Raw genomic sequence first — 23,680 nt, forward strand, 5'->3', positions numbered from 1 at the left:
TGCCTTTTCCAGATCGTCCCCCCGGGTCGATCTGCTTTTTGTGGAGAAAGAGACATGGATTCAATGGGAGCGCTGCGGCGCACACACACCTGTAACGACCTGGATATCGATTCCCTGGACCGGGAAATCACCCTCATGGGCTGGGTTCTCCGCCGCCGTGACCACGGCGGCGTCATCTTCATCGACCTGCGGGACCGCTGGGGCATCACCCAGGTGGTGTTCAACCCGGAAATCAATCCTGATGTCCATGCCAAAGCCCATCAACTGCGCAGTGAATGGGTTATTGCCGTACGCGGCACTGTCTCCCGGCGCCCAGAGAACATGGAAAACAGCAAACTCAAGACCGGGGCCATCGAGGTTCTGGTGCGGGAACTGCGGATTCTCAACACCAGCCAGACCCCGCCCTTCCCCCTGGACGAAGAGGTCGAGGTTGCCGACACCCTGCGCCTGCAGTATCGCTACCTTGACCTGCGCCGACCTGAAATTGCCCGCAACCTGATCCTGCGTCATCAGGCGGTGCAAACCATTCGCGCCTTTCTCAACAGCAACGATTTTCTCGAAATCGAAACCCCCGTGCTCACCCGGTCCACCCCGGAAGGGGCCAGGGACTATCTGGTGCCAAGCCGGGTCCATGCGGGAAAATTTTTTGCCCTGCCCCAGTCGCCGCAACTTTTCAAGCAGATCCTGATGATTGCCGGCATGGATCGATATTATCAGATCGTCAAATGCTTCCGCGACGAAGACCTGCGCGCCGACCGCCAGCCTGAGTTTACCCAGATCGATATGGAGCTGAGCTTTATCAGCGAAGAGGAGATCATCACGCTTGTCGAGGGCATGATCACCACCCTCTTCAAAGCCCTCGGCCAGGTCGAACCCCGGCCGCCTTTTCAGCGCATGACCTATGACGAGGCCATACGCCGGTACGGGACTGACCGGCCGGACACCCGATTCGGCCTCGAACTGGTCGACCTGACAGACACCCTGCGTGACTGCGGCTTCAAGGTCTTTCGCACCGCCATAGAGAACGGTGGCGTTGTCAAGGCGATCAACGCCAAGGGGTGTGGAGGCTTTTCGCGCAAAGACCTGGACGACCTGACAGAATATGCCGGCCGCTTCGGTGCCCGCGGCATGGCCTGGGTCAAAGTCAAGGATAATGAGTGGCAATCGCCGATCACCAAATTTTTCAGCGAGGATGAACTCCATGCCATGGGCGGCGTCCTCGATGCCCAGCCAGGCGACCTCATTCTTTTTGGAGCCGACACGACCAAAACCGTGCACCAGGTCCTCTCCGAGCTTCGCCTTGATCTGGCCAGGCGCCTCTCTCTCATCCGGGAAGGGTCATTCCATTTCCTCTGGGTCACCGATTTTCCTCTGCTCGAATACGATGATGAACAGAAGCGCTACACCGCGGTGCACCATCCCTTCACCGCCCCCAATGAACAACAGCTCCACCTCCTGGAAACCGACCCCGGGGCGGTGACAAGTCGGGCCTACGACCTGGTTCTCAATGGCAGCGAGATCGGTGGCGGATCGATTCGCATCCATAATCCAGCCACACAGAAAACAGTGCTCAAAGCTCTTGGCATCGGGGCCGAGGAAGCCCAGGAAAAATTCGGCTTTCTGTTGCGCGCCCTGGAACTGGGCGCCCCACCCCACGGGGGCATCGCCTTCGGTGTCGATCGACTGATGATGCTTCTCACCGGTTCTTCCTCGATTCGCGACGTTATAGCCTTTCCCAAAACCCAGAAGGCCACCTGTCCCCTCACCGATGCACCGACAGCGGTAGCACGCAAACAGCTGAGCGAATTGTTCCTGCGTCCGGATTGGAAAGACAAAACCTGAATAACACTCACGGATCCAGGAAAACCTGAACAACCCACCCGTTCAGGTCCCGGCCACCCTGGTCCCGCGGGTATTCGCGGTCCGATGTGTGACCATGACGTCGAAGCCATTGATTTTTTCAAATATTGATTCTATATTGAAACAATATTGAGATATTTCGATACCCATTATCCAAAGGAGGTTCCAATGAGCAAAGAAACGAAAAAAAGACCCTGTCCGACCTGCATGGGAACAGGAGTCATCCCCGGCGTATGTGAAACCAGTGGTGAATGGCAGGCCAAGACCCCGGACGGTCAGATCTGTACGCCAGACGCTAACTGCCCGACCTGCAAGGGCAAAGGATACGTTGAAGACTGACATTTTCTGGTGCCGGTGTCCTTGATCCTGGCCGCCGGCTCGCCTGGAGAGTGTTGACAACCGGATGCCCGTTCAATCCACGTGGTGAACCTGAACGGCACATCCGGTTTTTTTGTGTCCGAAGCCCGGGAGTTCTTGCCCGGTGTTTCCCGGAAACAAGGAAGCGGGTCAACAGGACCCGATCATAGCGGCTTGTTGGCCTCCATGTGCAGCACCAGATCCAGCATCCGGTTGGAATAGCCCCATTCATTGTCATACCAGCTCATCACCTTCACCATGGTGCCCTGGGCTTTGGTGCATAAACCATCGACAATCGAGGAGCGGGGATCGCCCTGAAAATCGATGGACACGAGGGGGTCCTCGGTATACCCCAGATAGCGGTTAGCGGCAGCGGCAAGCGCCTTGTTGACCTCGGCCGTCGTTGTTTCCCGCTCGACTTCAATGACCACATCCACCAGGGAAACATTGGGCGTGGGCACCCGAACCGCCAGGCCGTCAAACTTATTTTTCAACTCCGGAATAACCAGGGCCACAGCAGCAGCGGCACCGGTTTTCGTCGGCACCATGGACAAGGCGGCGGCCCGGGCCCGGCGCAGGTCGGAGTGAGGGAAATCGAGCAGTCGCTGGTCCCCGGTGTAGGCATGCACCGTTGTCATGAGCCCGCGCTTGATCCCGAAATTATCGAGAATGACCTGGGCCACCGGGGCAAGACAGTTGGTGGTGCAGGACGCATTGGAGATCACATGGTGGACCGTGGGATCATATTCGACCTCATTGACCCCCATGACAATGGTTTTCACCTCCCCTTTGGCCGGTGCGGAAATGATAACCTTGGCCGCGCCGGCATCAATATGCCCCTGGGATGACTCCTGGTCACAGAAAAGCCCTGTACATTCCAATACATACTCAACCCCCATGGCGGCCCAGGGTATTTCGCCCGGTTTACGATGGCTGGTGATGGGGATGGTCTTGCCATCCACCACGAGATTGTTTTCCTCAGCCCCAATCTGCTGATCGGAGGTGCCCATGACAGAATCATACTTCGCCAGATGGGCCAGGGTCTTCACATCAGTGAGATCATTAATGCCGACAATTTCAATGTCAGCAAAGGCCGGGTCTTGACGAAGTGCCCTGAAAATGTTTCTGCCAATCCTGCCAAAACCGTTGATTCCTACCTGTATAGCCATAATGTCGCGCTCCTTATATTCGTTACGGATGTCGGATACCCGATACCGGGCAGGTGACCGGGTGACGCCCGGGCCCCGCTCGATCGCTGCAAACTGAACGATTCGGGTAATAGCTTCGTTGCAAATGCCTTTGCTGGACAGTACCCTTCGGTACACCGCCAGTGACTGTCCGTCCACTGACTCCGAAAAAACGCGCTTCAACCAGGTTCAACCGATGGCTGGGCGCACGATACAACAGCCCTTTCCCCACGCCCCTTTTCCCCTCACCCGGTCACCTTCACCGCGTGTTCCGGTTCAATCCCGACGGCGCATGACCATGGCCCGCTGATAGAGGTGAAGGTAGGCATTGAGCACCATGGTCCAGGTGTGATACCGGTCAATCCGCTCCACCGCCGCCTTCTGCATGGCCCGGATTGTCTCCGGTTCGTCCTGGTACAGGACCAGGGTTCTCAACACGGCCCGGGCAACAGATGCCGGAGTGTTGGTACTGTAGGCAAATCCGGTCTCTCCGTCAATGACCTTTACCAATCCGCCGACCCGGTGGACAATGGGCAGATTGCCGAGCAGTTGGGCGATATAATCAGTGAGGCCACAGGGTTCGTACCGGGAAGGGATGAGAAAAAAATCTCCGGCAGCATAGACCTTGTTGGCCAGAAGAGAATCATATCCTTTGAGAAAACAGACCCTGCCACGACCAATACGGGAAATCGCCAACTGTTCCAACTGCTTCTCGAACTCCGGATTGCCGGAACCAAAAACCAGGTATTGATGGCTCTTCTCCTGTGACAGGGTCTCCACAATCGCCTCTATGAGCACATCCACCCCTTTTTGTGCGGTCAGGCGCCCAATAAAGGTATACAGTGCTTTATCCACCCGTGGGTCCAGGGTTCCCAATTGCTTGACCCGCTCCCAGGCCCCTCCGGCACTGATCCGCGTCAACAGATCGATCTTACAGTCCCTCTTGCCGTCAAGCTCCCCTGTGCGGAGATCAAAACCAGATGCCAGACCCAGGGTTTCCGGCCGGGTAGGATCAAAGGATGCCGGGTCGATGCCATTGGTGATCCCGGTCAACCGGACCCCCCGTTCCAGCAGGGCATGCCCCAGCCAGCCTGTGCGGACATCATCCGGCGTGCCCTGCAGTTCCCGGCCGTAATTTTCACTGACAGTATTAACAACGGCATAGGGGGCAGCGGCGATGAAGGGATCAAAACTGCCGCCGAGAAGCCCGGCATCAATCACCCGTTGCGGCAGGCCAGTGATGGCCCGGGCAAAGTCGAGATCACCCACTTCCTGGTGGTACCCGACCCCGGCATTATGAATGGTGACCACGGCTCCAGTGTGGCGAAAATAATGCCGGTAGGCACCTGCCTCCCGCATCATCGCCGGTAGGGTCGCCGCATGTCCATCCTGGCAGTGGATGATATCCGGACGGTCATCAAGCAGGATCATCAAATCCAAGGCTGCCTTCTGGAGAAGAATATTCATGGCGAAATAATCGAAATGCCCGTCTCCGCTCCGTTGCCAGCTGACCTGCTGTTCATCCTCATTAGTGTACGTGTACACGCCGCGTTTATCCGCAAATCGGTCCGCTTCCACCAGATAGACCTGCACCCCATGGTGCCAGGCCTCCCAGATCGCCACTCTTTCCCGCCGCTCCTCACCAGGGTAATTCATATCAACGGTAAAAACATGTTCATGACGACGACCGTGGATACGCCCGCCTGTATGCGTCAGGGCCAGAGGCCGGAAACCGAGGCGCAGAGTGTCCATGAAACCATAGCGAGGCAGAATCACCCGGACCCGGCACTCATCCTCAAGGGCCAGTGTTTCGGCAAGCTGCCGGCACACATCCTTGACACCGCCGGCACCAGCCAACCCGTCGTATTCCCGGGTGACCATCCAGACCGATCGAATTGTTGTTCTGTTCTTTTCAATCATTACTGTTGTATTTTTCGTCTCCACCGGGACCTCCGACTGCTTGCCGTTCGTGGGACCGGGCAGTTTTTCTTGATGATATCCGCTGCGAGCCATCTGCCTGATGATTGCCTCCGCCAGTTCTTCCGGCGTCTTCCCGGACGAGGTGTCGAGGCTGAGGTCTGACCCGGCCCTGTACAGAGGCCCGCGTTTTTTCAGGAGTGCTGCAATTTCCTTTTCCGGTGCGGCACCGGTGAGGGATGGACGTTGCCCAGCGGATTGGGGATCACTCTGCATGCGGGCGGTAATGGTGGCAATATCGGCATCGAGCCAGACCACAAAGCTGCGCCGCCGGAGTTGTCGCCATGCATCACTGTGCTCAATGGCGCCCCCTCCGGTGGCGACAACTGCCCGGTCCATGGTGCCTGCCATTTCCTCGAGCAAGCCGCGTTCCTGTCGGCGAAAAAACGCCCACCCGTGTTGCTTGACAATATCAGCCACCGTGGCACCCAACCGCTGGCAAAGAAGGCTGTCGGTATCAATGAATCTGTAGCCGATCTTTTCTGCAAGAACTTGACCCACCGAGGTTTTTCCGGTGGCCCGAAATCCGGTGAGAACAATATGGCCCGCTTTTTCATGCCGTTCTTTACTCATAGGATAAAAGATCCTCCCGCTTCTGTTCAAGAAGAAAGCGTTGTTTGATTTTTTTCTTTTCTTTTCAAGAAGCTGATCTTACTGTAGATAAATGGAAATCACACTCTCTGTTTCCCGGACGATGCCATGGAATATAAAGACTACTACCAGATACTCGGAGTTTCCCGCGAAGCGACCCAGGACCAGATCAAACAGGCCTATCGTAAGCTGGCCCGCAAATATCATCCCGATGTCAGCAAGGAGAAAGACGCGGAAGCCAGGTTCAAGGATGCCGGTGAGGCCTATGAAGTTTTGAAAGACCCGGAAAAACGAGCCGCCTACGACCGTTTTGGTGCCAACTGGCGCGACGGTGAACCCTTTGAGCCACCGCCTGACTGGGATACAGGTTTTGCATTCCGAGGGGCGGGCCCCATGGGGGGAGGCTCTACAGGCTTCAGTGACTTTTTCGAGTCCCTGTTCGGTCAGAGCTTCGCAACGGAAGGGTCGAGATCGTCAGCCTTTCGCATGAAGGGGGAGGACCAGCACGCCAAGATCATCATCAGCCTGGCTGATGCCTACCACGGGACCAAACAGACCATCACCCTTTCCCGGCCGATCGCTGACGAATATGGGCGAGTCAGCACCAGTCCTCATACGCTGCATATCGTCATTCCCAAGGGAATAATCGAAGGGCAGCGCATCCGTCTTGAAGGCCAGGGACAGCCGGGGTACGGCGGCAGTCCTCCCGGCGACCTGTATCTGGAAATCGCTTTTCAGCGTGATCGCCTCTTCCATGCCGAAAAACGGGACATCCATCTCAACCTGCCGATCACTCCCTGGGAAGCGGCTCTGGGGGCCAGCCTCACTGTCCCCACTCTGGGCGGTAATGTCCAGCTCAAAATTCCTCCCGGCTCGCAAGGAGGCAAAAAACTTCGTCTCAAGGGCAAAGGCCTGTCGACTCAAAACCAGCAGGGAGACCAGATCGTCACCCTGCAGATCGTCGTTCCCGAGGCAAAGACCGAAGAACAACGTCAACTCTATGCGACCATGGCGGCCAAGATGCCATACAACCCGCGCGCTGACCTGGGATTTTGATATGATCGAACAACGAACAACCTATATCCAAGGCATAGTCCTGAATGAAGAGACGCTCTGGACCCTGGCGGAGATCTGCAGGTTATGCGACGTCTCCACCGAAACTGTCCTTGCTATGATCGACGAAGGCATCATCTCTCCCCGGGGTGCCGAACCTGAGCAATGGTGTTTCACTCTGGTCGAAATCAAAAGGGTCCAGACCGCTGTTCGCCTGCAGCAGGATCTCCGGATCAATCTTCCCGGATGCGCCCTGGCGCTGGACCTGCTCGAGGAACTCGAAGAGCTGCGCCGTCACGTTCGCCCACGTTGATCCGGATCCAAACGCCCGTTCCACCGCCTGACAGCCGTGCCGGTTCTCCCCGCCTTCCTCGACCAGCTGCACCACCATTCCTTCCTTTTCGGTCTGGCGGCCGGTTTCCTGGCCACCACCCTGGGGGTCCTTGTTCTCCTGGGCATTGGCCAACGGCGGCGCCTGCTCCATGACCTCCGCATGGAACGGCTCCGGGAGGACAACCAGCGCCTGGAGGAAGAAATCCTCCGCCTGCGGCAGGAACGCAACCAGCTTTTCAGTGAGGTCCGAAAAACCGAGGTCGACAGCGCCTCGCTACGTTCAACCTGCCAGGCCCTGCGGGACCAGGTCACGGAACGGGAACAACTCCTCGCCGAGACGCGCAGACAGATCGAGCAGAATTTCCAGGTCCTTGCCGGCAACATTCTGGTCGAAAAAGGCGAGCAACTGCACCGTGAACATCAAGCCAACCTGTCCCTGCTGCTGCAACCGTTCCGCACCCAGCTGCTGGATTTCAAAAACCGGGTGGAAAACATCCATGACCGGGACACTCGGGACCGGGTCGCTCTCCGCACCGAAATCGAACAGCTCAAACAGCTCAACCAGCAGGTCAGTACCGATGCCACCAACCTGGCGGACGCCCTGCGCGGCAAAGCCAAAATCCAGGGGCTGTGGGGTGAAATGGTGCTGACCAGACTTCTCGAGGCCTCCGGTTTACGCAACGGCCGGGAGTTTGCGGTCCAGGTCAGTCTCAAATCCGAAGAGGGAGTGACCTTTCAGCCGGATGCACTCATTTTTCTTCCCGAGAACCGCACCATTATCATTGACGCCAAGGTTTCGCTGCACGCCTTTGTCCAGGTACACAATGCCATTGATGACCCAAAAAGGCAACAGGGGGTGCAGATGCACCTTGCATCAATACGAAAGCATATCAACCAACTGGCCGGCAAACAGTACCACCATCTCATCGGCCCGGGATCCCTTGAATTCGTGCTTCTTTTCATTCCCATCGAAGGAGCCTTCCAGCTCGCGGTGCAACAGGATGCGGATATCCTCACCAGCGCCATGCAGAAAAAAATCATCCTCTCCAGCCCATCGACCCTGCTCGCCATCCTCAAGACAATTCATCATCTCTGGCGTATGGACGAGCAGAATCGCAACAGTTTAATCATTGCCAAACAGGCTGGGAGTCTTTATGATAAATTTGTTGGTTTTGTCGAGGCCCTGGAGGACATCGGATTCCGGCTCAACCAGAGCCAGCAGGCCTGGCATACGGCCAGAAATCGCCTGACCACCGGTCAGGGAAATCTCATCGCCCGAACCGAGGCCCTGAAACACCTGGGAGTACAGGCAAGCAAGGAACTGCCCGCCTCCCTCAAGCATAGCTCAGCCACACAAGAGGACACACCATGAAACATCTGACAGCTATCATTGCCCTGTGCTTTCTGTTCACCCTTTCCTCCTGCGCCACCAAGGGACAGACCGGGGCGGTGGGAGGAGCCGCGGCCGGAGCCCTCGTCGGCCAGGCCATCGGCCACAGTACCTCAGCGACCCTGATCGGCGCCGCGGTCGGCACCATGCTCGGCTACATCGTCGGCAACGAAATGGACAAATACGACCGGCAACAGCTCAATCACGTCTACGACCGAGGCGTTTCCAACCAGCCCACCTCCTGGATCAATCCCGATACCGGTCATCAGTATGCGGTGACCCCGCAACCTGCGTTTCAGGACCCCAGCACCCAGCGTATCTGCAGGCGGGCCGAAATCGAAGCCCTTATCGACGGCAGGGTCGAGAGGACCTACAGCACGGCCTGCAGGAACCCGGATGGCAGCTGGGAACTGCAATAACTGACCAAAAGAGGCAGGCGTGACCCTCACAGGAACAATATCGTTGCCCACCGCCAGCCAGCGGGCCATGATTGATGTCACCCGGGAGGTCCAGGAACTGGTCGCCGGCAGCGGTGTCGCTGCCGGCATCTGCATCCTGTACACCCCCCACACCACCTCCGGGCTCATCATCAATGAGGGGGCGGACCCGGACGTCGGTCAAGATATTCTCGGCGCACTCGAGCACATTGTCCCCGCGAACTACCCGTACCGCCACCTGGAAGGAAACTCGCCTGCCCATTTGATGGCCGCGCTGACCGGCACCAGCATCACCGTCTTCATCACCGGGTCGCGATTGCAGCTCGGGACCTGGCAACGCCTTTTTTTCTGTGAATTCGATGGGCCGAGGCAGCGCTCACTGTGGTGGAAAATACTCGCGGGATAACCCCGGGATCCGTGAGCGCTATTCCGCCCCGAAGGGCGGCCGGTGCAAGGTGTTGTCAATATTGTCAAGGGACTTGCTGCAATGATACTTTGATTCCAGCAAGATATATCCAAAACAAAAGTCCAGCCATCACGGATTCAGGTCATTTTTTCTGACCGCAAGGGACCTGCTATGTTTTTTGGAATGAACCGCACCACGGATGAGCAATCCCTCGTCACTTTTCTCCAACGCTTCAGCGATGAACGTTTGACCAGCATCCTCGTCCCCCGGATGGCGGAGCAGGAGATCCATCAGCTTGTCGACCTGTGCACCGCCATCATGCGGAACCATCTCTCCGGCGAGGAGTACCATGCGCTTTTCCTTGGTGAAGAACATCACCACGACTGATCGGCTTCCTGCTAATCGACCACGGCACCCTGTCTCTACCCCGCCGGGGCTGCCCGCATCAAGGCGCCGGAACGGGTAGCCACGGCGGGATCAATCCACCGGATCCTGTGACCGCTTCCATGGCGGGAGCACGGTCAACCCGAACATTGGGACCCAAACCCCTGATTGGGTCTCCGTTCACTTCTCCCCTGAACCCTCTAACGCGAATGTCTCCATGCAAGCACTTGTCAACCTGCAAGCTTTTCTCGATGTCCTCAAAAAAAACGACCAATTGCTGACCATCGACACACCGGTCGATCCCTATCTGGAAATAGCGGAAATCCATCGCCGGGTCATCGCCAGGGGCGGTCCTGCCCTGCTGTTCACCCGGGTCAAGGATTCCGCTTTTCCCGTGGTCACCAACCTGTTCGGGACCTCTCTGCGCCTGGAACTGGCCTTTGGCCGCCGTCCGCTCGACTTTGTCCGCGACCTGGTACACCTGGTGGAACATTCGCTGCCTCCTTCCCTGTCGACCCTGTGGGATGCCCGCTCCCTCCTGCACCAGGGTCTCAAGGTCGGTCTCAAACAGGTGAAAACCGGCCCGATCCTGGCGCACTGTCAGCAGCCAGCCCGCCTGTCAACCCTGCCCATGCTCACTTCCTGGCATTCCGATGGCGGTCCTTTTGTTACTCTGCCCCTGGTCTACACCGAGCACCCTGACGGCCAGGGGCACAATCTCGGCATGTACCGCATCCAACGCTATGACGACACCACCACCGGCATCCACTGGCAGATCCACAAAGGGGGCGGATACCATTACCATGCCGCCGAACTCAACAACCAGTCCCTGCCCCTGACCCTCTACATTGGCGGCCCACCGGCCCTGATGCTGGCAGCCATCGCCCCCCTCCCGGAAAACATACCGGAGCTGGTTCTGGCTTCCCTGCTGCAGGGGCGGAAATTACACATGGTTGCCGATCCCAGGGGTGGCCATCCGCTTGTTGCCGAAGCCGAATTCGCCATCAAAGGGACGGTGCCTCCCCACCTGAGACACCCCGAAGGACCGTTTGGCGACCATTACGGCTATAACTCCCTCCAGCACGACTATCCCGTTTTCCAGACCAGCCACCTCTACCACCGCCGGAATGCCATCTATCCGGCCACGGTTGTCGGTCGACCGAAACAGGAAGATTATTTCATCGGTGATTTTCTCCAGGACCTTCTTTCACCGCTCTTTCCCCTGGTCATGAAGGGAGTGCTGCAGTTGAAAACCTTTGGAGAAACCGGTTTTCATTGTCTGGCAGCGGCCCGAGTCACCGACCGCTATCCCCGGGAAGCTTTTGCCGCCGGTCTCCGCATCCTCGGCGAGGGACAACTCTCTCTGACCAAATTTCTTCTCCTCACCGATGGCAGCATTGATGTCGCTGATTTTCCAGCTTTATGGCAGCATATTCTTGAGAGAATACACTGGGAAAGGGACCTCTTTGTCTTTGCCAATGTCTCGCAGGATACCCTCGACTACACCGGACCCTCGGTTAATAAGGGCTCCAAGGCCATGATGATGGGACTGGGACAGGAAAAATGCCGGGAATTGCCCCGGGAATTCCAGGGCACCCTGCCCGACCAGTGCCACAGCCCGGAGGTCTACTTACCAGGAACCCTTGTTGTTGCCGGCAGCCCCTATGCGACCGCCCCGAACCTGGCCCGGGAAACAGCCCGGCATCCGGGAATCTCCTCCTGGCCGGTGGTCATCCTGGTTGATGACACCGGGGCCGCCACCTGCTCCCTGCAGGAATTTCTCTGGACCTTTTTCACCCGCTTTGAACCAGCCGCCGATATCCATGGCAGGGAGCAGAATGTCCATCGTTTTCATGTCGGCCTGCAAGCTCCCATTGTCTTTGATTGCCGGATGAAGCCCTGGTATACGGAAGTGCTCGAAGTGGACAAACCGACCAGGGAAAAGGTGGATGCCAAAATTGACAGCTTCCTGCCGGCACGATTCCGCTGAGCAGGCCGAGTTTCAAGGTGCTCCGGGTGCCATGACCGGTACGTCTGTTTTTTATGCCAGTATCTCATGAAAGAACGGCTGCAGAAAATCCTTGCCAAGGCCGGCATCGCCTCCCGCAGAGGATCTGAACAGTTGATCAGAGCCGGACGCATCCGCGTTAATGATGCGATTGTCACTGAGATGGGCATCAAGGTCGATCCAGGAATCGATATCGTCACCTTTGATGGTCAGTGCATCAACATCGAGGAAAAGCAAACGGTCCTTGTCAATAAGCCTCCCGGGTACGTCACCACCCTGTCTGATCCCCAGGGTCGTCCTGTCGTTGCCGACCTGGTGGCGGACATACCCCTCCGGCTTTTTCCGGTCGGCCGCCTCGATCTTGAAAGCGAGGGAGCTTTGCTCATGACCAACGATGGTGAACTCGCCGACCGCATTCTCCATCCCCGCTACGAAGTAAAGAAAACCTATCAGGCAGAAGTCGTGGGGATGCCTTCAAAGTTCCAACTCAAACGACTGGAACAGGGCATCAGCATTGACGGGGTGCAAACCAGGCCGGCATCCATCCGGGTTCTGCAACAGGGGCAGAATCGAACCCTGATCGAAGTCGTCATTCATGAAGGTAAAAAACGACAGGTACGGAAAATGTTTCTCGCCATAGGGCACCGGGTGCTGCGCCTTAAGAGAACCGCCTATGGCTGCCTCCACCTTGGCACTCTTTCCCCCGGAAAATACCGGCGCCTGAGCCAGGCGGATATAAAAAAAATCTTTTCGGAAAAAATTCCCTTTACAATCAAAAACATACCTGCTTAAATTTCACATGACACCCGGGATCATCGACATGGCCAATACATCGCACTAATCCTTACCGGTTGCCGGGTGCAAAGAGGTTGACCGTTATCAGGTAATCCGAGAGAAGCCGCAGGGAGAACAGGTATGAACAAATCCGAACTGATTGAAGCCCTGGCCGAAGCGATGAACATTCCCATACGTGAAGCCGCTTCAATCACCAACACGATTATTGAAACCATGAGCGATGCTCTCGCAAAAGGTGAGTCCATCGAAATTCGTGGTTTTGGCAGCTTTGTCGTCAAAGAATATGAATCCTATACCGGCCGAAACCCGAAAACCGGCGAAAAAATTCAGGTGAGACCGAAAAAACTGCCTTTTTTCAAAGTCGGGAAAGACCTTCGGGAACAGGTCAATAGGGGAAAAGTCTAAAACAGCCTGACCCTTATTCAACGTTTATTTTCTTGCTGATAACCTCTCCCACCAAATCATAGGTGTGCGCCTCGGTGATCCGCACGGCAACGATGTCACCGGGGCGAACCTCACCAGCGGTAATATAGACGCAGCCATCTATCTCAGGTGCCTGAAATCTGGTCCGCCCTTCCAGGAGCAGATCACTCTCTTCACTGACGCCTTCGATCAAAACCGGTTCCACGCCTCCGACATAACGCTGCTGCAGTTCCGCGCTGATCGCAGCCTGAACCCCCATGATCCGCTGATACCGGTCAACCTTTGCTTCTTCCGCCACTTTTCCGGAAAAGGTTGCCGCGGGACTGCCCTCTTCGTCCTGGTATTGAAAGACGCCGACATGTTCAAGTCGCCAGGCCAGCAGAGCTTCGGCCATCAGGTCAACATCCTGCTCGGTTTCTCCTGGAAAACCAACCATGAGGGTGGTGCGCAGCGCGCACCCCGGCAGGTATCGCCTGACCCGATCAATCAGATCGTCCAATGAGGTGCGGTCGTAGTGACGATTCATCCGGGTGAGAACAGGGTCACTGACGTGCTGAAAAGGAATATCAAGATAGGGCAGCAAACGCTTCTGCTCCGCCATAAGCTGCAACAGATCGTCAGTCACACTGGCCGGATACAGGTAGAGGAGGCGAAACCAGGGGATGCCGGTCTCCTTGAGCAGAACGGAGAGCAGATTGACCAGGTCTTTTTCCCCGGTTCGATCGGTGCCATAGGCGGTGAGATCCTGGGCAATGAGGGAGAGTTCCAGAACCCCTGAGCGCTCCAGAGCTTTTGTTTCGACCAGCAGGTCGGACTTGGTTCGACTGCGAAGCCGTCCGCGAATGGATGGAATCATGCAATAGGCGCAGCGATTGTCACACCCTTCGGTGATCTTCAGGTAGGAACGAAAGAAGGGGGTCGCAATCCTCCTGGTGACCGAACTGTCCATGACATAGGTCGCGCCCCCGGGATTGACGGTGAGGTTCGAAGGTGCTGCCGGCGCGGCAAGCATCTGATTGATCCGGGGGAAATCATCCAAACCGACAAACAGATCCACCTCCGGTAATTCATCGAGCAAAGAACGCCCATAGCGTTGCACCATGCAACCGGTAACGACCAGGCGCACCGCAGGATTCAGTTCCTTGCACGCCGCCAGTTCGAGAATAACGTCAATGGCCTCCTCCACTGCCGGCTGGATAAAGCCGCAGGTGTTGACCAGGAGCACGCTGGCGTCTTCCGGTTGCTCCACCGTTTCATATCCATCTCTTTCCAGAGCAGCGAGCATCACCTCGGAGTCAACCAGATTCTTGGGACAACCGAGACTGACCAGGTACAGTGTTTTCATGATATCATTCGTATAGGTTGCTGCTGCCCGGATCCGTGAGCGTTCCCGAACCCAGAATGATTACAGTGCGATAGAGGCAAAACAAGTCCGGCCGTCACGGCTTCAGGTCATTGTTTGCATGAAGTTGCATAGTCTTGCGAGCAGATTATGAGAACAGGCGCGGAAATTTTTCTGCCTGTAGTTCGGGTTCCACTCGGCGGCATACAATTCATCTGAAACCAGCAGAACCGCGGCCAGCGATACTCCCCGAAACCTGGCCACCGCCTGAAGAGCGGCAAATTCCATGTCGACAGCGAGAATCCCGTCAGCGCTGTATCGCTTTATTTTCTCACGGGTTTCCCGATAAACCGCATCCGTGGTCCAGATACAACCCTTTTTTGGCTCAAGGCCCCAGGTGGCCAATGCAGCAGCCAGCACATCCGACAGCACATCGGCCACCACTTCTTTGACCTGATAGTGACTGCTGGTCCCCTCTTCACTGAAAGCGCTTGTCGGCACAAAGACATCACCAACCCGAAGGGCAGGGGTCAAGGAACCGCACCAGCCATACAGGACTATCTTTGAGGCACCGAGGACGATGAGCTTTTCCAGGCAGATGGCAGCCATGGGGGCGCCAACGGCGGGTCCGGCGACAAAAAACCTGTCACTGGCATACAAGTGCGCATTGAAGAGAAAAGAACGCTGTAAATCGTACCGTTGGGCAAGGTGAGAAAAACTGTGCTTATCTGAAGGGTTGACAGCAAGAATTCCAGTCGCGGGGAGTTGCGGTTCGCCGGGCAGGCGCTGTGGATTGATGACGCAGGACTCCTTCATCGGCGATGGGCTCTTAATGATGATTATTTCAGCGGCGCGCCGGCTGGGCCGAATATCTGGACCGGCAGCAGCCAATCTCGAGGAAAAAATCTGCATCCGTGACGGCAGGATTCTTGCTTTGGATACATAGTACTGTCAACATGTTATACTGGCAGAAGCGCTGGAAATGGCAAAAAAAAGGGGCCGTGGCAACAGCCACAGCCCTTATGCCGGTGTTGGTTCTCAGTGTTGAGAATTACAGGCCGAGTGCAGCACCAAAAGGATTCGCATAGAGGAGAATAAATGCGATAACCAGACCATAAATAGCGATGGACTCACAAAGAGCCATACCGATGATCATGGTGACGGTGATGGCACCCTTGGCCTCGGGATTACGGGCAACACCTTCACAGGCACCCTGGAGACCACTTCCCATACCAATACCGGCGCCAAGACCGGCAACACCGACGCTGAGAGCAGCACCGATACAAATCAAAGCGAGACTAAGATGTTCCATTGTTTGGTTCCTCCGTACATAGTACTTGTTATATTTAAGTTGGCCTTCTTCTCCGTTGAACGGCAATCTAGGTAGAGACAACAGGGATCAATGCGCTTCCTCCATGGCCCCGGCGCAGTAGATCATGGCAAGCATGACGAACACAACCCCCTGGATAACGGAAACGAGTACACCAAGGGCAAGAATGGGCAGGGGGGCAAAGTAGGCGCCGGCAAGCATGAACAGAACGGTCAGCAGGACTTCCTTGGCAAATATATTCCCGAAAAGACGCATGGAGAGGCTGATCAGGCGGGCAAAGTTGCTGATCAGTTCGATAATGAACATAAAGGGTGCCAGCACTTTGCTCGGCCCCATGAAATGTTTGTAATATTTGAGCCCATGATACTTGAACCCCAGGAAATGGTGGGTGACCCAGACAATGAGGGTCATTGCCAGAGTGATGTTCAGGCTCGATGTCGGTGACAGAAAGCCGGGAATGACTCCAATCAGATTGGAGACAACGATATAGAAGAAAAAAGTCGCCAGCATGGGGAAGAGCATTTTCGCTCCCTTTTCCCCCAGAGTGTCCGTACAAGCGCCCATGAGTCCACCAATGGTCACTTCCCAGAAATTCTGACCGCTGCCCGGGATCATCTCCATTTTACCAAGGGTTAATTTGGGGACGATAATAAGAAACGCCATGACCATCCAGGTGTAGGTCATGTAGGGTGCGCACAGTTTTTCCAGGAAGGTGTGGCCGATCGGGGTGTGCGGGACCGGCAATCCTAATAATTCAAGAATCAATGAAATAAAAAGTATCGGGTGTTCCATGGCCTACACTCTCCTCAAACTTTGCTCGGCATCCTGCATAACCCTGTGCTCAAGCCGATAATGACAACGCTGAACATGACCGTCATCAGTCCCAGGGTCAGGCCGATCATGTCGATCGTCATCCTGGAGGCCAACACGGCAAAAAGTAAAAAAAGGACCACCAGTCTGGCAAAAAATTTCAGCATAAACTGGGTTTTCTGTAAACGAATCAACGACGCATGCCGGTCCTCGGATGCACTTACTTTGTGCACTAACCCATGGACATCGCGCTGCAACAACCAGAAACTGACGTTCACCAGCAAGCCGCCGATGAGCACGGACCTGACAAAAACCCAGGAATAAAAAAGCCAACCGCATCCCGCCAGCAACACCAGCAACACCAGACTGAAGATCATAATGCGGCGAATGGCCAATTCCCAAGGGTCGGCCACAGCACCAGTCTGCGTTTTTTCTTCAGTCATTGCTGATTTGTTTAGTCAGTGTCCACAGGGTTTTAAAGCCTGCGACAATACCGAAGGCGAAAAAAACAAAGGTCAAATAAGGTGCCGTCTTGCCAGAAAATACTTTGTGGTCAAGCACCCAACCCAGACCGAAGCCGATCAGGATTGAAAAAACGAAACTCATCCCCACATGGCTGTAGAGTACCAATTGTCTGAACATCTCCCTACGTTCATCAGCCATCTGGTATCCTGTCCTTCTGGCCCGGACGTTATCGGTGAAGCTACTGGTAGCATGCGCGACGGGCCAGCGCAATAATTTTTTAATTAAACCATCAATTTTTTGAATGATGCTTCAGTCATAGTCAGCGCTTTTTCCAAGTCATTCCGTTGATGCGCCGACGAGATGAATGCCGCCTCGAACTGGGAAGGCGCCAACCATATCCCCTGGGCCAGCATCTGACGATAATGCTGACCATAGCGCTCGGTATCAGCCCGCATGGCCGAAGTGAAATCGGTCACCGGTCCTTCGCTAAAAAAACAGGTCATCATCGAGCCAATGCGGTTGACAACCACGGGCACCGGCGACCTGGCAATTATCTGTTCCAGTTCCTCGCCAAACCAGGCGCTCTTTTCTTCCAGTTCTTCATAAAAGCCGGGGCGGCCGACAACGTCGAGCATGGCCAGGCCGGCGGCCATGGCCAGAGGGTTGCCGGAGAGAGTCCCGGCTTGATACACGGGACCTTCGGGGGCAATCATATCCATGATTTCTCTTTTACCACCATATGCACCCACGGGTAAGCCGCCACCGATGATTTTGCCAAGGCAGGTCATGTCAGCCTCGATTCCAAACCGTTCCTGGGCGCCCCCCGCGGCCAAACGGAAACCGGTGATCACCTCATCAAAAATCAAAACAATACCCAACTCGGCGGTCAACCTGCGCAGGGTGCGGAGAAAAGCGGGATCCGGAATCACAACGCCCATATTGCCGGCAACCGGCTCGACAATCACGCAGGCAATGTCCAGTTTTTCATCCCGCAGCGTCTGTTCGAGAACCTCGACATCGTTATACGGAATGGACAAGGTATTTTTAACGATATCTCCAGGCACCCCCGGACTTCCCGGAATGCCGAGCGTGATCAGCCCGGACCCGGCCTTGACCAGAAACGAATCGGCGTGCCCGTGGTAACAACCGTCGAATTTGATCACCATCCGCCGGCCGGTATACCCTCTGGCAAGCCGAACCGCACTCATGGTGGCCTCGGTGCCGGAATTGACGAATCGCAATTTTTCAAGGGAGGGCATGGCGCTCCGCACCCGTTCCGCCAGCGCAACCTCAAGAGCACAGGGCGCTCCAAAACTGGTTCCGGCAGCGGCGGCCTCACAGATTGCCGCCACTACCTCCGGATGGGCATGCCCTAAAATCATGGGTCCCCAGGAACCGACAAAATCAATGAAGGTGTTGCCATCCACATCAACAAGCCGGCACCCAGCCGCGCTGGCAACGAAAAGCGGATCGCAGCCCACTGACCTGCAAGCCCTGACCGGTGAATTGACTCCCCCTGGGATAGACCTTTGCGCCTGGGCAAAAAGCTCTGCCGAACGTTCGGTTTTCATCTCTCTCCTGCAATAATCCTGAATCGGTGAGCGTTCGTCCGTGCGTCAGCTTCGTTGTTCGTGGCCATTCGATTAAAGTTGACTTTATCGGACGGTTACGGGGAATGAAAATGGCGTACGGACGGATACCCCGAAGGGCGGCTGGTGAAAGGTATTGCCAAGGGTCCATCTTCAATTATAAAATAATTACAACGAGATATACCCAAAACAAAATTTCAGCCGTCACGGATTCAGGATAATCAATGCCCGATATCGGGCCTTCGCTGATACCGGGGTATATAGCATGGTCGTTTCGGCCCTGTCAAAAGCAAAAATGATTTCAGCCCATTTGATCATTGACAGAGTCGCAAAGATGTTACATTTTTCTTGTCACCAGAAAATGAGCGAGGTAGAGTACAATTTTACATTTATTCAACAAATAACCGGCGGAAATGCAACATATCTTCACCGTTTTTCCCACGGTTATTCTTCAAGGAGACACATCAATGGCAACAGACAAAGTAGCACATGTATCAGACGGCGAATTCGACAGCAAGGTTCTTGGCAGCGATCTTCCCTGCCTGGTGGATTTCTGGGCCCCCTGGTGCGGCCCGTGCAAAGCGATCGGTCCGGTAATCGATGAACTCGCGGCAGAATTCGACGGCAAAGTCGTTATTGCCAAAATGAATGTCGATGACAATCCGGCAACCCCTGGAAAGTTCGGTATCCGCGCCATTCCCACCCTGATCCTGTTTAAAGGCGGTGAAGTTGTCGATCAGATCACCGGTGCTGTCGGTAAATCACAATTGCAGGACCTTATCAACAAGGCCCTCTGATCCTTTCAGATACGGCTTCCGGAAAGACGTTCTCCGCCCACCTTGGCGGGATTCAGGCAAGCCACTGTACCCCATGCCTGAATCCGTGACAACTGGACGCTTTTTTGGAATATATTAACTGTAATCAGGTTATAGAAGTTCAGACAAGGCCGCGAGGAAAGGACATGATGAAAATGCGGCACTCACACCCGGCAAATCACCGCCTTCTCGCGCTGCTGCTTTTCCTGGCCCTGACAGGTTTCAGCCTCTCCGGGTGTGCCACATTTGAAGGGATGTTCAGCAGTTTTACCTTTGGTGAACAGCAACCAGCTTTGGATCAGCAACCTGAGATGCTGCTCATCAAAGGCATGGAGGCCTTTGATGTCGGCAACTACAGCGCTGCCATCAAGGCTTTCAACACCATTCTCGATGAGCACCCCTTCAGTCCCCAGGCCATGCTCGCCGAATTGAAAGCAGCCGATGCCCACTATTACAGCGGAAAATACCCAGAGGCCAAAGCGCTGTACACAGCCTTTGAGGAACGCTACCCCACCAACGAGGCCATCCCCTACGTCCTCTTTCAGAGCGGCATGAGTGACTTTAAGCGTACCGACCGCATAGACCGGGACAAGTCGAGCGCTCAGGATGCCATTCAATCCTTTTCCCGCCTGCTCCAAGCCTATCCACAATCACCCTATGCCGGCGAGGCCAGGGTCAAAATAGAGGAGGCCAGAGAATTTCTGATCAACCACGAATACATGGTCGCGGTTTTCTACGTACGGACCAAAAGGTACGATGAAGCCAAGCATCGGCTCAATTACCTGCTGACCGTGTACCCTGAGTCGACCATCGCTCCAAAGGCCAGGGCCCTTCTTGATCGCCTGGAAGCAGACAATCCCCCAGTCTGGGGACTTGGCAGATGGCTGCCTCGTTTCATGACCTCTGAGCGAGACAGCGTTGATGAGGAGGCATTGACCCGAACCGATCTGTCACCCATGGGAGATGGTGAGTATCCCGGCAGCGACAGGGATTGATTTTTTCCTGAATCCGTGACGGCTGGACTCTTATTTTAGATTCATTTTATCTGTAAGCAGATTATAATTGCAGCGGAATCCTTGATAATAACCTTCACCAACCGCCCTTCGCGCGTCCGCTCCCCGGATCCAGGGCTTCTTCACCGGGGCGGAAGAAGACCACACATATAAGGATGGGCCTCCAGGTCTGTCACCAGCCGTTCTACCGGTCGTTCCGTGTCCAGGAGAATGTACGAACCCTCTTCCAGCGCATCCGGTAGCTCGTAGGTCTTTTTCTGATGCAGGTAAATCTCCCAGCGACCATCAGAGACCGCCCTGGAATCTTTTGCACGTTGCTCAAGCCGTCGACGAACCTCGTCATCAGGGCAGATGCAGAAAATAAAGACAGCAGAGCCACCCAGGTCCCGCGCCACCCCCCGTACCGCGTCACGATATCGGCGGCGGCTGTATGACCCATCAAGGATCACCACCGCAGCCCCATGGGCAGAATCATCACGGACCCGATCGAGCATGGCCTGGTAGGTCGCCTCTGTAAAGGCTGTGGAATAAATCCCCGCCCCGACCTGGTCCGGCCTCCGTTCCGTGGCCTGAAGGCCTGCCAGTTCTTTGCGAATCCGATCGCTATTATGATACGGAACCTGGTATCTCTGTGCCAGAACCTGACCGAGGGTCGATTTACCGGAAGCGGTCATGCCGGCAAAAACCAGTATGGCTATGGCCGCCTTGCCCGGAGGTGCCCCTCCTTTTACCGCGGTCATGTTGCGGTGTACCGGGCAGCAAGCTGGAAATATTGAGCAGCCTTGACCAGGCAATCGGCCCGAACCAATTCCGCCACTGCCGGATCATTCGCCGTCAACAGCCCGATCTTGGCGCGCACAACGGCACGATAGACCTTATAAAAATCTATCATTTCCGTCAACCCGGTATCACCAGTTCTCTTGATGAAGGCCTCGATGAACCGCCGGGACAATGTCTCCAGACCGTGGAAATCCAGATCCATGGCCAGAAAAGCGACATCGCTGGCGACGTCACAGTAGCGAAAACGCTCGTTGAACTCTATACAATCGTAAATATAGACCTTTTCCGCCAGACAGATATTCGCGGAATAGAGGTCGCCGTGGCAGTCGCGAATAAACCCGCCCTGAATACGTTGCGCAAAGAGTTCCTCTCTGGCGAGGAATCGTCGGGCATATTCGGAGAGCATATTGAACAGGTCCCTTGACAACCCTCCCTGGCCGATAAAAGGTTCGATCTGGGTAAAATTTTCAAGGACATTGACGCCAACCGCCGCAGCGGTACCAAACCGACTGATCGCCTCTCCACTTTCCGCCCGCTGATAAAAATCGGCCAGCACCTCCACCAGGGCTTCAATATGCTCTTTTTGTAAAGTGCCGGAGGCGATAAGTTGCGGCATCATCCGTTCTTCCGGCATACGCACCATCTTGACACCATACTCCATCACCTCTCCGGCACCATCCAATGCCCATCCTCCTTCCGGAGACATGGTCACCTCAACCAGGCTGAGATAGATGTCCGGACAGAGTCGACGATTCAAAATCAGTTCCTGCTGGCAGTAAGAGCGCCGCTTTTCCAGGGTGGTGAAATCAAGAAAACCTAAATTAACTGGTTTTTTGAACTTATAGACATACTCACCAGCAAGGATCACATAGGAAATATGGGTTTGAACAAGGCGGATATCGGCTGCGGGATGCGCATAGCAATCCGGCCACAACAAAGCCTGCACAAAAAGGGGAAGATGGGAATTGGTCATGGAATATCCTTCGGCCGTAACGGACGGCCCGGTTGTTCGTAAGAGGTGGCGGCAATCTAACAGAAGCAATCTTAGGCGTAAACTGTTTACGTCTCGCTTGCCTCATGGTAGGTTCGTAGCCGCTCGACGGTCAGGGAGGTACAAGGCCGCAAGCAACCCAACTCTCCGGTCATGGCGTTCCGCTGCCAGCCGGGATCGACCGTTCTGATCTGTTCGCTATCCCTGACGGCTGAGCTGTTACTCTGGATCTATTTCACTGAAGTTACTATACAAATACGCCTGGTTTTTTTCAATATGCCCCTTCCCGCCACCCTTGACGACGTGTCGAGTGCCACGATCGCAGCCCACCACGACGGCGAACATATCTGACCTTCTCATGAACGAACAACATCTTACCGCTCTGCTCGATCAAGTGCGCACCGGAAAACTTGAAGTCACGCATGCCCTTGATCAACTGCGCAACTGGCCCGTGGAGGTTCTGCCCTCGGCCCGCCTCGACCATCATCGCACCCTCCGCACCGGGTACCCCGAAGCAGTTTTTGGTGAAAACAAGTCCTCTGACCAACTGGTGGAAACTCTCGGAGCACTGCAGCAGGCCTCGGCCGTTGTTCTGGCAACCAGGGTCTCACCGGCAAAAGCGGCAGCCGTCACCACCCGCCTGGATGGCCTCACCTACCATCCCGAAGCCAGGGTACTGACCGGCAACGACCACCACATTCCGCAGGATATCGCCGCCGGTACAGTCGCCATCGTCACCGCCGGCACCTCGGACAAAGCGGTTGCCGAAGAGGCCCGCATCACCCTGCAATGGTATGGTCATCCCGTGAAGACCGTCTATGATGCGGGGGTGGCTGGTATCCACCGTATTCTGGTCCACAGCGACCTCCTGCGACAAAGTCGGGTGATTATTGTCGCAGCCGGCATGGAAGGCGCCCTCCCCTCGGTGGTTGCCGGCATGACCACTTCGCCGGTTATTGGAGTGCCGACCAGCATCGGCTATGGAGCCGGTCTGGGAGGGTTTGCCGCACTTTTAGGAATGCTGAACAGTTGCGCGCCTGGCCTGGCTGTTGTCAACATTGACAACGGGTTCGGTGCAGCCTGCATGGCTGCGGCCATCAATCGAAAAACCTGACCTGGCTCTTACCACGGTCGCCAACGCAGTGTGCAGACAGCGAACTCCAGTGCCTTTTTCCTCAATCCGTGACGGCTGGACGCTTTTTTAGATATATCTTGCTGTAATCATGATTTAATTGTAACGAAACCCTTGATAATCAATTTCATCAATCGCCCTTCGGGGCATCCGTCCGCACGCCATCTTCATTGCCCGTACCCGTCCGATAAAGTGTACTTTAATCGAACGGT

25 protein-coding genes are annotated in these 23,680 nt (G+C 55.5%); 14 read left to right on the top strand and 11 right to left on the bottom strand.

Annotation, left to right across the window (positions count from 1 at the left end):
• Positions 1–54: 54 nt before the first annotated feature.
• Together aspS and JWG43_RS07040 are read left to right on the top strand one after the other, a co-directional pair.
• Positions 55–1,842: an aspartate--tRNA ligase gene (gene aspS / locus JWG43_RS07035; protein WP_205242144.1), complete on the top strand. Its 1,788-nt coding sequence runs from the start codon at positions 55–57 to the stop codon at positions 1,840–1,842.
• 186 nt (positions 1,843–2,028) lie between these two features.
• Positions 2,029–2,199 (top strand): ankyrin, encoded by a 171-nt coding sequence (locus tag JWG43_RS07040; protein ID WP_205242145.1) that lies wholly within the window; start codon positions 2,029–2,031, stop codon positions 2,197–2,199.
• A 182-nt stretch (positions 2,200–2,381) separates the two neighbouring features.
• Here JWG43_RS07040 and gap read toward each other — a convergent pair whose 3' ends face one another.
• Positions 2,382–3,386 carry a type I glyceraldehyde-3-phosphate dehydrogenase gene (gap, locus tag JWG43_RS07045; RefSeq protein ID WP_205242147.1) on the bottom strand — a complete coding sequence of 335 codons (1,005 nt, stop codon included), beginning with the start codon at positions 3,384–3,386 and terminating at the stop codon, positions 2,382–2,384.
• Between the two features lie 294 nt (positions 3,387–3,680).
• Positions 3,681–5,954 (bottom strand): shikimate kinase, encoded by a 2,274-nt coding sequence (locus JWG43_RS07050; protein ID WP_205242149.1) that lies wholly within the window; start codon positions 5,952–5,954, stop codon positions 3,681–3,683.
• A gap of 126 nt (positions 5,955–6,080) precedes the next feature.
• On the opposite strand from JWG43_RS07050, the gene JWG43_RS07055 reads away from it, so the two are divergent.
• From JWG43_RS07055 to JWG43_RS07095, 9 genes are all read left to right on the top strand, one after another.
• Positions 6,081–7,028 (top strand): DnaJ C-terminal domain-containing protein, encoded by a 948-nt coding sequence (locus JWG43_RS07055; protein WP_205242151.1) that lies wholly within the window; start codon positions 6,081–6,083, stop codon positions 7,026–7,028.
• Position 7,029: 1 nt separating this feature from the next.
• Positions 7,030–7,338: a chaperone modulator CbpM gene (locus tag JWG43_RS07060; RefSeq protein ID WP_205242153.1), complete on the top strand. Its 309-nt coding sequence runs from the start codon at positions 7,030–7,032 to the stop codon at positions 7,336–7,338.
• 36 nt (positions 7,339–7,374) lie between these two features.
• The gene (locus JWG43_RS07065; RefSeq protein ID WP_205242155.1) at positions 7,375–8,730 is read left to right on the top strand and encodes a DNA recombination protein RmuC; all 1,356 of its coding nucleotides are present in this window, start codon (positions 7,375–7,377) and stop codon (positions 8,728–8,730) included.
• A complete protein-coding gene (locus JWG43_RS07070; RefSeq protein ID WP_205242157.1) occupies positions 8,727–9,167 on the top strand; it encodes an RT0821/Lpp0805 family surface protein in 441 nt (146 codons plus the stop codon). Before JWG43_RS07065 ends, JWG43_RS07070 begins: the two co-directional genes overlap by 4 nt.
• 43 nt (positions 9,168–9,210) lie before the next feature.
• Positions 9,211–9,591, top strand: a complete 381-nt coding sequence (locus tag JWG43_RS07075) for a secondary thiamine-phosphate synthase enzyme YjbQ (protein WP_240193439.1) — start codon at positions 9,211–9,213, stop codon at positions 9,589–9,591.
• Between the two features lie 171 nt (positions 9,592–9,762).
• Entirely contained in the window at positions 9,763–9,978 is a 216-nt protein-coding gene (locus tag JWG43_RS07080; RefSeq protein ID WP_205242159.1) for a hypothetical protein, read from the top strand.
• Positions 9,979–10,192: 214 nt separating this feature from the next.
• Positions 10,193–11,965 (top strand): UbiD family decarboxylase, encoded by a 1,773-nt coding sequence (locus JWG43_RS07085; protein ID WP_205242161.1) that lies wholly within the window; start codon positions 10,193–10,195, stop codon positions 11,963–11,965.
• 66 nt (positions 11,966–12,031) lie between these two features.
• Positions 12,032–12,775: a pseudouridine synthase gene (locus JWG43_RS07090; protein WP_205242162.1), complete on the top strand. Its 744-nt coding sequence runs from the start codon at positions 12,032–12,034 to the stop codon at positions 12,773–12,775.
• 123 nt (positions 12,776–12,898) lie between these two features.
• Positions 12,899–13,183, top strand: coding sequence for an HU family DNA-binding protein (locus JWG43_RS07095; RefSeq protein WP_205242164.1), 285 nt, complete (start codon positions 12,899–12,901; stop codon positions 13,181–13,183).
• A 13-nt stretch (positions 13,184–13,196) separates the two neighbouring features.
• On the opposite strand, the gene rimO is transcribed toward JWG43_RS07095, so the two are convergent.
• The 7 genes from rimO to hemL form a co-directional block, all read right to left on the bottom strand.
• A complete protein-coding gene (gene rimO, locus JWG43_RS07100) occupies positions 13,197–14,546 on the bottom strand; it encodes a 30S ribosomal protein S12 methylthiotransferase RimO (protein ID WP_205242166.1) in 1,350 nt (449 codons plus the stop codon).
• 102 nt (positions 14,547–14,648) lie between these two features.
• On the bottom strand, positions 14,649–15,455 hold the full coding sequence (locus JWG43_RS07105; protein ID WP_205242168.1) for a nucleoside phosphorylase: 807 nt from the start codon (positions 15,453–15,455) through the stop codon (positions 14,649–14,651).
• A 139-nt stretch (positions 15,456–15,594) separates the two neighbouring features.
• Positions 15,595–15,855 (bottom strand): ATP synthase F0 subunit C, encoded by a 261-nt coding sequence (gene atpE, locus JWG43_RS07110; RefSeq protein WP_205242170.1) that lies wholly within the window; start codon positions 15,853–15,855, stop codon positions 15,595–15,597.
• A gap of 87 nt (positions 15,856–15,942) precedes the next feature.
• Positions 15,943–16,665, bottom strand: coding sequence for a F0F1 ATP synthase subunit A (gene atpB, locus JWG43_RS07115; protein WP_205242172.1), 723 nt, complete (start codon positions 16,663–16,665; stop codon positions 15,943–15,945).
• 14 nt (positions 16,666–16,679) lie between these two features.
• Positions 16,680–17,126 carry an ATP synthase subunit I gene (locus JWG43_RS07120; RefSeq protein ID WP_205242174.1) on the bottom strand — a complete coding sequence of 149 codons (447 nt, stop codon included), beginning with the start codon at positions 17,124–17,126 and terminating at the stop codon, positions 16,680–16,682.
• Positions 17,119–17,346: an AtpZ/AtpI family protein gene (locus JWG43_RS07125; protein ID WP_205242176.1), complete on the bottom strand. Its 228-nt coding sequence runs from the start codon at positions 17,344–17,346 to the stop codon at positions 17,119–17,121. The genes JWG43_RS07120 and JWG43_RS07125 overlap by 8 nt, the downstream gene beginning before the upstream one ends.
• Before the next feature lie 83 nt (positions 17,347–17,429).
• A complete protein-coding gene (hemL, locus tag JWG43_RS07130; protein WP_205242178.1) occupies positions 17,430–18,719 on the bottom strand; it encodes a glutamate-1-semialdehyde 2,1-aminomutase in 1,290 nt (429 codons plus the stop codon).
• A gap of 485 nt (positions 18,720–19,204) precedes the next feature.
• On the opposite strand from hemL, the gene trxA reads away from it, so the two are divergent.
• Together trxA and bamD are read left to right on the top strand one after the other, a co-directional pair.
• The gene (trxA, locus tag JWG43_RS07135; protein ID WP_205242180.1) at positions 19,205–19,534 is read left to right on the top strand and encodes a thioredoxin; all 330 of its coding nucleotides are present in this window, start codon (positions 19,205–19,207) and stop codon (positions 19,532–19,534) included.
• 164 nt (positions 19,535–19,698) lie between these two features.
• Entirely contained in the window at positions 19,699–20,547 is an 849-nt protein-coding gene (bamD, locus tag JWG43_RS07140; RefSeq protein WP_205242182.1) for an outer membrane protein assembly factor BamD, read from the top strand.
• Between the two features lie 140 nt (positions 20,548–20,687).
• Here the strand turns inward: bamD and JWG43_RS07145 are convergent, their stop codons facing one another.
• Together JWG43_RS07145 and JWG43_RS07150 are read right to left on the bottom strand one after the other, a co-directional pair.
• Complete coding sequence (locus JWG43_RS07145) at positions 20,688–21,305, bottom strand: P-loop nucleotide/nucleoside kinase family protein (RefSeq protein WP_205242184.1); 618 nt, start codon at positions 21,303–21,305, stop codon at positions 20,688–20,690.
• A complete protein-coding gene (locus tag JWG43_RS07150; protein ID WP_205242186.1) occupies positions 21,302–22,318 on the bottom strand; it encodes a hypothetical protein in 1,017 nt (338 codons plus the stop codon). Before JWG43_RS07150 ends, JWG43_RS07145 begins: the two co-directional genes overlap by 4 nt.
• Positions 22,319–22,694: 376 nt before the next feature.
• Here JWG43_RS07150 and larB point away from each other — a divergent pair, with 376 nt between their 5' ends.
• Positions 22,695–23,450 carry a nickel pincer cofactor biosynthesis protein LarB gene (gene larB / locus JWG43_RS07155; RefSeq protein WP_205242188.1) on the top strand — a complete coding sequence of 252 codons (756 nt, stop codon included), beginning with the start codon at positions 22,695–22,697 and terminating at the stop codon, positions 23,448–23,450.
• Positions 23,451–23,680 lie beyond the last annotated feature (230 nt).

Origin of the sequence: Desulfobulbus alkaliphilus (assembly GCF_016918545.1) — a bacterium.
Lineage (GTDB): Bacteria > Desulfobacterota > Desulfobulbia > Desulfobulbales > Desulfobulbaceae > Desulfobulbus > Desulfobulbus alkaliphilus.